This is a genomic window from Aurantiacibacter xanthus (assembly GCF_003584015.1).
Classification (GTDB): domain Bacteria; phylum Pseudomonadota; class Alphaproteobacteria; order Sphingomonadales; family Sphingomonadaceae; genus Alteraurantiacibacter; species Alteraurantiacibacter xanthus.
In genome coordinates, this window is record NZ_QXFM01000061.1 from 22,622 (window position 1) to 31,623 (window position 9,002).

The window sequence follows — 9,002 nt, forward strand, 5'->3', positions numbered from 1 at the left end:
GCCGCAGGCTCCAGCGCCCCTCTCGCAGGACAGGCACGGGTTCAGTCTCGCGGCGCTTCGCTCAGCATCCCGCCGCCCAGCGCAATATAGAGGCTGGCCGCGTTCTGATCGGCTGCCCGCTCGGTCGCCAACAGCGTCTGCCGGGCCGAGAACAGGCTGCGCTCGGCATCGAGCACTTCGAGATATTCTGCCACACCCTCGCGATAGCGAACGCGGGCGATATGGGCGATTTGCTCCAGCGCCACGATGTTGCGTTGCTGCGCGGAAATCTGCTCGGCGATCCAGCGGCGACCGGCGAGCGCGTCGGCCACTTCCTGAAATGCGGTCTGCACCGTCTTGTCGTAGTTCGCGACCTCTTCGACTTCGAGCGCCCTGGCATAGTCGAGGTTGGCCTGACGGCCGCCGTTATCGAAGATCGGCAGGCTGATGCTCGGCCCGAACGACCAGCCGAAGCCGGAGGAATCGAACAGGTCCGAAAGGTCGGTGGAGGCATAGCCGGCGTTGCCAGTGAGGCTGATCGAGGGGAAGAACGCAGCCCGCGCCGCGCCGATGTTCGCACGGGCGGCGCGCAGTTCGTGCTCGGCCTGCACGATGTCGGGCCGGGCCAGCAGCAGGTCGGACGGCAGGCCCGCGGCAAGCGGAACCGTGTTGACCTGTGCGGTGAGCGGCAGCCCCTCGGGCAACTCGCCGGGAATGCGTCCGCCGACCAGCACACGCAGGCGGTTGCGCAAGGTGGCGGCGTTCTGCCGCTGGCTGGCGAGCTGTTGTTCGGCCGTGGTCAGCAGGGAACGCGCCTGTTCGCTCGACAGGCCCGATTCTACACCCGCCTCAAGCCGCAGATTCTCGATCCGCAGCGCGTCGCGGCGGCTTTCGGCAGTCGCTTCGGCCAGCGCGATCTGCTGGTCGGTTTCGGCGATCTGGAAATAGGTGCTGGCGATATTGCCGATCAGCGAGAGATAGAACGCCCGCTGTGCGGCCTCGGTCGCCAGATAGCGCGCGCGCGCCGCCTCGCTGAGGTTTGCCACGCGGCCCCAGAAATCCAGCTCGAACGCAGGGACGGCGACACCGAGATTGTAATTTGTCGTCTCGATGGTGGTGGGGCTGCCCGGAGCGCCGAAAAACCGCGAGCGGCTGTCGGTCACCGATCCGGTTGCATTGAGGTCGGGCAGACGCTCGGCATCCTGAATGCGATACTGCGCGCGCGCCTGATCGATCCGCGCGGTGGCGGCGATCAGATCGCGGTTGTTGGCAAGGCCGGTCGAGATCAGCGCCTGCAAACGCGGATCGACGAAGTAATCCTGCCAGGCGAGTGTGCTGGCCACCAGCGTCCCGTCGGGCCGCAGGTCGGCTTCCCACGCGGTGTCGCTGGCATTGGCAAGCTCGGGCCGCACATGATCGGGCGCGAGGTTGACGCAGCCGGTGAGCGCAGTGCCCAGCAGGGCGATGGTGATCAGGCGGCGCGTCATGCCGAGGCCTCCTCAGGAATGGCGGGCGCGCCAGCCACCGCGGGTGCGTGGCGGCTCAGGTACTTGCGCACCAGCAGGTAGAGTACGGGGATGAGGAAGATGCCGATGGCGGTTGCCGCGATCATCCCGCCCATCACGCCGGTGCCCACTGCCGCGCGGCTGGCAGCACCGGCGCCCGAAGCGATCACCAGCGGGATCATGCCGGCAACGAAGGCGAGCGAGGTCATCAGGATCGGCCGCAGACGCAGCCGTGCCGCCTCCTCGACTGCCTCCAGGACCGACTTGCCCTGCGCCTCGCGCTCGATGGCGAATTCGACGATCAGGATCGCGTTCTTCGCGGCAAGGCCGATGATGGTGATCAGGCCGACGTTGAAGTAGACGTCTGCCGAGAACCCGCGCAGCATCGAGAATAGCACCGAGCCAAGCACGCCTGCCGGAATGATCAGCAGCACGGCAAAGGGCACGGCCCAGCTTTCGTACAGCGCAGCCAGCAGCAGGAACACCACCAGCAGCGACAGGCCCAGCAGGATCCCGACCTGGCCCGCGCTTTCCTTCTCTTCGAAGCTCAGCCCGGTCCATTCATAGCTCATGCCGGCTGGCAGGCTCTTGGCGATCTTTTCCATCTCGGCGAGTGCGTCACCCGACGATTGGCCCGGCGCGGCCTGCCCCGAGATCGTCATCGCCGGATAGCCGTTGTAGCGGGCAAGGCTCGGCGGTCCGGCGCTCCACTTTACCTGCGCAAAGCTGCTGAACGGCACCAGTCCGCCGTTGGCGTTGGGCACGCGCAGGGCGAGGATGTCCTCCGGCGTCATGCGATAGGCGGCATCGGCCTGCACGATCACGCGCTGGATGCGGCCTTCGCGCGGGAAGTCGTTGACGTAAGCCGAGCCGAAGTTGACCGCCAGCGCCGAGTTGACGGCGTTGATCGACAGCCCCTGCGCCCGCGCCTGGACCCGGTCGACGCTCACTTCGAGCTGCGGGTTATCGGCCTGTTCTTCGGGCCGCACGCCCACCACGACCTGACTCTGCATCGCGGCGCCAAGCACCTGATTGCGCGCGGCTTCGAGCGCTTCGCGGCCAAGCCCGGCGCGATCCTCGATCTTCATCGTGAACCCGCTGGCATTGCCGAGCGCCTGAATCGCCGGACGCTGGATCACGAACACCGTGGCGTCGGAAATCCCGGCAAACCGCTGCATCGCGCGCCCGGCCAGCGCGGCAGCGCTGTTCTCGGGCTTCTTGCGCTCCGACCAGTCGGTCAGGCGCACGAACATCATCGCGTTGTTCTGGCCGTTGCCGAAGAAGCTGAAGCCCTTGGCGGTGATGACGGTCTTCACTTCGGGCTGCTCGTCCCAGTACGCCTGCAACTCGTCGAGCACTTCCTGCGTGCGCGCGGCGGTGGCACCGGGCGGGGTCTGCACCACGGTGATCACGTCGCCCTGGTCTTCCTGCGGCAGGAAGGCGGTGGGCAGGCGCAGGTAGAGGAAGCTGGTCAAGGCGCAGATCAGCACGAATGCCACCAGCGCGCGCAGCGGCTTCGACAGGATCTTGTCGTTGGTGCGGCCATAGCGGCCGGTCATGCGCGTGAACCAGCTGTTGAACCCGTCGAAGAAATGATCGGCCTTGTACTTCACCTTGCCCCACAGCGTGGTCGGGGCTTCGCGTTCGGCCTTGTCCTTGCGGTGTACGGGCTTGAGGAAGGTCGCGCACAGGGCGGGCGTCAGCGTCAGCGCCAGCACGGCGGAGAAGAAGATCGACGAGGCCAGCGTTACCGAGAACTGACGATAGATCCCGCCGACCGAGCCGCCGAAGAAGGCCATCGGCACGAACACCGCGATCAGCACGAGCGTGATGCCGATGATGGCACCGGTGATTTCCTTCATCGCCTTCTGCGTGGCCTGCAATGGGGGCAGGCCTTCTTCGGTCATGATCCGCTCGACGTTCTCGATCACCACGATTGCGTCATCGACCAGAATACCGATTGCGAGGACCATGCCGAACAGCGTCAGCACGTTGATGGTGAAGCCGAAGGCCCACAGGCCAAGGCATGCGCCCGCCAGAGCAATCGGCACGACCAGCGCGGGAATGATGGTGGCGCGCCAGTTCTGCAGGAACAGGAACATCACGAGGAACACCAGCACCATCGCCTCAAGCAGCGTTGCCACCACCTCTTCCACCGACAGTTCGATGAACGGCGTGGTGTCGTAGGGAATGCTTGCGATCACATCGTCGGGCAGGGTCTCTTCCAGCTCCTTCACGCGCTGCTTCACGGCGGCGGCCGTGTCGAGCGCGTTGGCACCGGTGGCAAGCTGGACCGCAAGGCCCGCTGCCGGAGCGCCGCTCAGCGCGAAGTCGCTGGCATAGGTCTGCGCGCCGAGTTCGACGCGGGCGACATCGCCAAGCCGCACGGTGTTGCCGCCGGTCTCGGTGCGCAGGATGATCTGCTCGAATTCCTCCACCGTTGACAGGCGGTCGTCGGTGACGATCGAGGCGGTGATCTGCTGACCATCGGCGAACGGCTGGTCGCCGATGGCGCCGGCACCGATCTGGGCGTTCTGTTCCTGAATGGCAGCGGTCACGTCGCTCGGTGCGAGGCCGTAGGACGCGAGCTTCTGCGGATCGAGCCAGATGCGCATCGCATAGGACGAGCCGAACTGGGTGATGTCGCCGACGCCGGGGACGCGGCGCAGCTCGTCGACGACGTAGCTTGAGGCAAGGTTGCCGAGGTCGAGCGAGCTCATCTCGCCGCTCTTCGAACTGAGCGCGACCACCAGCATGAAGCTGTTGCTGGCCTGCCGCACGCTCACACCGATCTGACGGACCTGCGCGGGCAGACGCGATTCCACGCTGCTCAGGCGGTTCTGCACCTGGGTCTGCGCGATATCGATGTCGGTGCCGGGGGCGAAGGTGACATTGATGCTGGCCGACCCGTTCGAGGAACTGGTGGCCGACATATATTGCAGGCCCTCGATCCCGTTGATCTCCTGTTCGAGGATCTGGGTAACGTTCTGCTCGACCGTGGCAGCATCGGCGCCGGTATAAACCGCGCTAACCGTCAGCGAGGGCGGGGCGATATCGGGATATTGCTCGATTGCGAGCGAGCGCAGCGCGAGGATACCCGACAGCAGGATGCCGATCGCGAGGACCCACGAGAAAATGGGTCGCCTGATGAAGAAATCGGCCATGAATTATTCCGCTCGCGAGGAAGCCGGGGCCGCCGACTTGGGGGCTGAGGCAGGGGTGGGGCTGCGCGAGGGGGCGGGCGATGGCGTGGCGATCGTCACCGGAGCGCCCGGTTGCAGCTTCTGGAGGTTGTTGGTGATGACCTTGTCGCCCACCTTGAGGCCGCTTTCGATGATCCACTTGTCGTCGAACATCGCGCCGAGCTTGACCGGGCGCACCTGCGCCTTGCCCTCGTCGTCGATCACGTACACCGTGCCGCCCTTGTCGGTTACGGTCACGGCCACCTGCGGCACCGCGATGCCGTTGGTGTAGTAACCGGCCTCAACCTGCACGCGCACGAACTGGCCCGGCAGCAGAATGCCTTCCGGGTTGGCAAAGCGGGCGCGCAGCTCGACCGTGCCGGTCGCTTCGTTGACCGACTGGTCAAGGAAGTCGATGGTGCCGGAGATCGGATATTCCGAGCCATCGGGCAGGGTCAGGGTGACAGGAACACCGCCACCTTCAGACAACACCAGCGAGCCGTCGGCCTGGGCACGGCGGATCGCCAGCACGTCCTGTGCCGAGTTCGAGAACACGACATAGACCTGATCGATCTGCTCGATAGTGGTGAGCAGTGTCGCTTCGGTCTGGCTGACCAGTGCGCCTTCAGTCACCTGCGCGCGGCCTGCGCGGCCCGAGATCGGCGCGCGCACCGTGGTGTAACCAAGCTGGAGCGAGGCGGCTTGCACCTGCGCGCGGATTTGCGCGACATCGGCATCGGCGGCGCGCGAGGCGGCCACGGCGGCATCGAATTCCTGTCGGCTGATGGCGTTCTCTGCCACCAGCGGACGATAGCGCTCGACCACGGCGCGGGCATTGGCGGCGGTGGCCTGCGCGCGCTGGAGGCTCGCCTGCGACTGCGCAAGGCTGGCGCGCAGCTCGCGCGGGTCGATGCGGAACAGCGGCTGGCCTTCGCGGACATAGCTGCCGTCCTGCAGCAGCTGCTGTTCAAGAATGCCGGTGACGCGGGCGCGCACTTCCGACTTGCGCACGGCCGTCACGCGGCCCGGCAGTTCGATCACATTGGGAATCCGCGCGCCGCTGATCGTCACCACCTCGACGGCGAGCGGCGGCGGAGCGGGTTGTTCGGCCTCGCCTGCGCAGGCAGACAGCAGGAGCAAGGGAATCACGATTTTCAAGGCACGCATGAGGGAATCCGTTTTGTTGTGCGGCGCAATATTGTGTATTGCCTCTTACACATTCAAGCCGGGCATGATAGATCTTTTTTTGTCACTAGTGGAGTTGTGGAGTGGATCGGAGCGAGGATTTGCAGGATCAGCGGCTGCAGGCACGCCGGGAGGCGATGCTCGATGCCGCCGAGCAACTGTTTGGTACACATGGCTTTGACGACACCACGCTGAGCGCGATCGTGGCTCGCTCCGGGGGCTCGCTGGCGACGCTGTATAAATTGTTCGAGACCAAGGAAGGGCTGCTGACGCAGGTGCTGCAACGGCGGCCCGATCAGGCGCGCGCGGTCATTGCCGAGGTGCGCGCACTGGGCCTGCCGCCGGCGGAGATGCTGCGCGAAATGCTCCTGCGGCTGAGGGCCAAGGCGCTGACCGAGGAGAACATCCGGCTGGTGCGGGCGATGGTGCCGCAGTCGATTCGCGACGAGAAGTTCTCGCAGCAGTTCCGCGGCGAGCATCTGGAACGGGCAATTGCCGAGATGAGCGAGGTATTCGTCGAGATTCAGGCCAAGGGGCAGATTCCCGCCGACGATCCCGAGGTGCTGGCGCGCATGTTCTTCGCCATGATTTCCTTCGACATCTACACCGCGGTGGCGCGCTTCGAGATGTTCCACAAGCGCACGAAGGCGCAGGTGGAGGCGGAATTCTTGCTGTTCCTGCGCACCATCGGGCTGGAAGAACCGGCCTAGGGGCGAGGAGCCTCCGCGTCGCTGGCGGGCAATTCGGTGCGCACGACCAGCCCCTCCGGGGTGGACCGCAGCACCAGTTCGGCGCCGATATCCTGACAAATGTCGCGCGCCATCGCGAGGCCGAGGCCCGAGCCGGGCTTGGTGCGGTCAAACCGGGTGCCGATCTCGCAGGCCGTGGCGATCTGTTCCGGCGTCATGCCGGGGCCGTCGTCGCTGATCGAAATCGCGACCCGGTCGCCATCGGTTCGGCAGACTTCAAGCCGCACCGCCTGGGTCGCCCATTTGCCCGCATTGTCGAGCAGGATCGACAGCAGTTCGGCAAGGTTCACCGGGTCTGCGGCCACCACTGTCGGTGTCTCCGGGGTAGCCAGGTGGAATTGCTTTTCGGGATGGAGCCGTCGCATCGCATTCATCACCGGGATTGCGACCTCGGGCAGCATCGCGCGGCTGCCCGGTCCGCTCGCTCCGGCGGCGGAGCGCACGCGGGCGAGCTGGTAGTCGATCTGCTGGCGCATCTTCTCGACCTGATCGAGCAAAACCCGGCCCGAGGGGGCGGACTGCGCATCCTGCATGATGCGCTCGGCCTCGTCGGTGAGGACCGCCAGCGGGGTCCGCAGCGAATGGGCGAGATTGCCAGCCTGCACCCGCGACCGGGCCACGATCTCGCTGTTCTGGCGGATATATTCGTTGAGGTCGGTGACGAGCGGGGCGATCTCGGAGGGGTAGCGGCCCTCGAGCCGGTCGGCCTGGGCGCTGCGCAGCCGCGCAATCGCCTCGCCAAGGCGGCTGAGCGGACGGAGACTGAAGCTGATGATCGCGACTCCCGTCGCCAGCAGCAGCGTGGCCAGCACGGCCAGCCACACCGCCAGTTCGCCCGTGAACGAGGCGATGTCCTCGTCCAGTTCGCGCTGATCGGTGGCGATCACGATATGGATTCGCTCGCCCGCCGGGCCCCGTTCGAGCAGGCCATAGGTAATCGCCGGACCGGTCGGCCCGGCCTCGACCTTGTGGGCGATGCCGGGTGAGTGGGCGACGCCTTCGTCGAGCCGCCCGCGTGTCATGCTCTCGGAGCGCAAGGTCGGCTGTCCCGGTACGCTGACCTGCCAGTAGAACCCGGACAGCGGCTCTTCATAGCGCGGGTCCGATAGCGGACGCATCAGCTGCGGGTGGCCCTTCGCGTCGAGTACGGTCAGGCGGGCCAGCTCGCGCACATGCACTTCCAGTTCCTCGTGGTACATCTGCTCGATATGTTTCTCGAACACGCGGTTGGCGGTGAACCAGATGCCGGCCACACCCAGCGACACCCACAGCATCACCGCGAACAGGAAGCGCAGCCGCAAGCTGCCGGTGGAGGTCTGCGCCACGCTCATTTCTCGAACCTGTAGCCCATCCCGCGAATAGTGCTGATCCGGTCGCGCCCGATCTTGCGCCGCAAGCGGCCGACCAGCACCTCGACGGTGTTCAACTCGCGCTCGGCTTCCAGATCGTAGAGGTCTTCGAGAATGTCGCCCTGCGGCAGGACTTGCCCGGCGCGGCGCATGAACAGGTGGAGCAGCCCGAACTCCTTGCGGCTGAGCGCGACCGGTGCACCATTGTCTTCCACCGTCCGCCCCACCGGATCGAGCCGCAGGCCGTTTACCTCCAGGGCGGAGTCGCGCTTGCCGAGATGGCGGCGGGAGAGGGCGTGGAGGCGGGCCTGCAACTCCTCGAACCGCACGGGTTTGACCACGAAGTCGTCGGCTCCGGCGTTGAGGCCTTCGACCTTGTCTTGCCAGCTTCCGCGCGCGGTGAGGATCAGGATCGGGCAGCCGAGCCGTTCGGCGCGCCATGCCTTGACCAGCTCGATGCCATCGCCATCGGGCAGGCCGAGATCGAGGATGATCGCGGCCATGTTGTCGAGATCGGGCCAGTGGCGCGCTTCGGCGGCGGTGGTGGCGAGGTCGACGGCGTAGTCAGCCCCGCGCAGCCGGTCGCCGAGCCTGCGGCCCAGTTCCGGATCGTCCTCCACCAGCAGCACGCGCATCGATTGTCTCCTGCACCGTCCATGGGGCGAATGCGCGACCAAGCTGACAAGAAGCTGCCAGTCTGACAAGTTATTGTCAGCTTGGCCGCGCACATCGCGGGGCATGGACCAAGGCCGCCTCCTCCCGCTCGCCGCGCTGATTGCGCTTGTCGCCCTGCCGGGGTGCTCGGATGACGCTCCTGCCGATGCAGTGGTCGAAGCTGTCCCCGCCGCCGAGGCTCCGACAATCGAAACGGCAACGGCGGAGGCCACCAGTTCGCAGCCGCTCGGCACGGTGCCGGGGACGGTGACATTGCCGCCCGAAGCGCGTGTGGCCGTCACCGCGCCTTTTCCGGGTGCGGCGGTGCGGGTACTCGTGATCGAGGGGCAGGGCGTTTCGCGCGGGCAGCCACTGGCGATTGTCCGCGCGGCAGAGCCC

At 66.3% G+C, this 9,002-nt stretch carries 6 protein-coding genes and 1 pseudogene; 2 read left to right on the forward strand and 5 right to left on the reverse strand.

Annotated features, from left to right (window positions below; translation table 11 throughout):
* Window positions 1-41: 41 nt before the first annotated feature.
* Genes D2V17_RS06165 through D2V17_RS06175 form a run of 3 tightly spaced genes read right to left on the reverse strand, consistent with a single transcriptional unit; the run spans window position 42 to window position 5,833 of the window.
* Window positions 42-1,466: an efflux transporter outer membrane subunit gene (locus tag D2V17_RS06165; protein WP_119592228.1), complete on the reverse strand. Its 1,425-nt coding sequence runs from the start codon at window positions 1,464-1,466 to the stop codon at window positions 42-44.
* Complete coding sequence (locus tag D2V17_RS06170) at window positions 1,463-4,648, reverse strand: multidrug efflux RND transporter permease subunit (protein ID WP_119592229.1); 3,186 nt, start codon at window positions 4,646-4,648, stop codon at window positions 1,463-1,465. The genes D2V17_RS06165 and D2V17_RS06170 overlap by 4 nt, the downstream gene beginning before the upstream one ends.
* Window positions 4,649-4,651: 3 nt before the next feature.
* On the reverse strand, window positions 4,652-5,833 hold the full coding sequence (locus D2V17_RS06175) for an efflux RND transporter periplasmic adaptor subunit (protein WP_119592230.1): 1,182 nt from the start codon (window positions 5,831-5,833) through the stop codon (window positions 4,652-4,654).
* A 101-nt stretch (window positions 5,834-5,934) separates the two neighbouring features.
* Between D2V17_RS06175 and D2V17_RS06180 the strand changes: the two genes are divergently transcribed.
* Complete coding sequence (locus D2V17_RS06180) at window positions 5,935-6,561, forward strand: TetR/AcrR family transcriptional regulator (protein WP_119592231.1); 627 nt, start codon at window positions 5,935-5,937, stop codon at window positions 6,559-6,561.
* On the opposite strand, the gene D2V17_RS06185 is transcribed toward D2V17_RS06180, so the two are convergent.
* Entirely contained in the window at window positions 6,558-7,931 is a 1,374-nt protein-coding gene (locus tag D2V17_RS06185; RefSeq protein ID WP_119592232.1) for a sensor histidine kinase, read from the reverse strand. The two genes, D2V17_RS06180 and D2V17_RS06185, sit on opposite strands and share 4 nt — an antisense overlap.
* Window positions 7,928-8,584 carry a response regulator gene (locus tag D2V17_RS06190; protein ID WP_119592233.1) on the reverse strand — a complete coding sequence of 219 codons (657 nt, stop codon included), beginning with the start codon at window positions 8,582-8,584 and terminating at the stop codon, window positions 7,928-7,930. Before D2V17_RS06190 ends, D2V17_RS06185 begins: the two co-directional genes overlap by 4 nt.
* Window positions 8,585-8,687: 103 nt before the next feature.
* Between D2V17_RS06190 and D2V17_RS06195 the strand changes: the two are divergent.
* A pseudogene (locus D2V17_RS06195) lies at window positions 8,688-9,002 on the forward strand (efflux RND transporter periplasmic adaptor subunit); the annotation flags it as partial.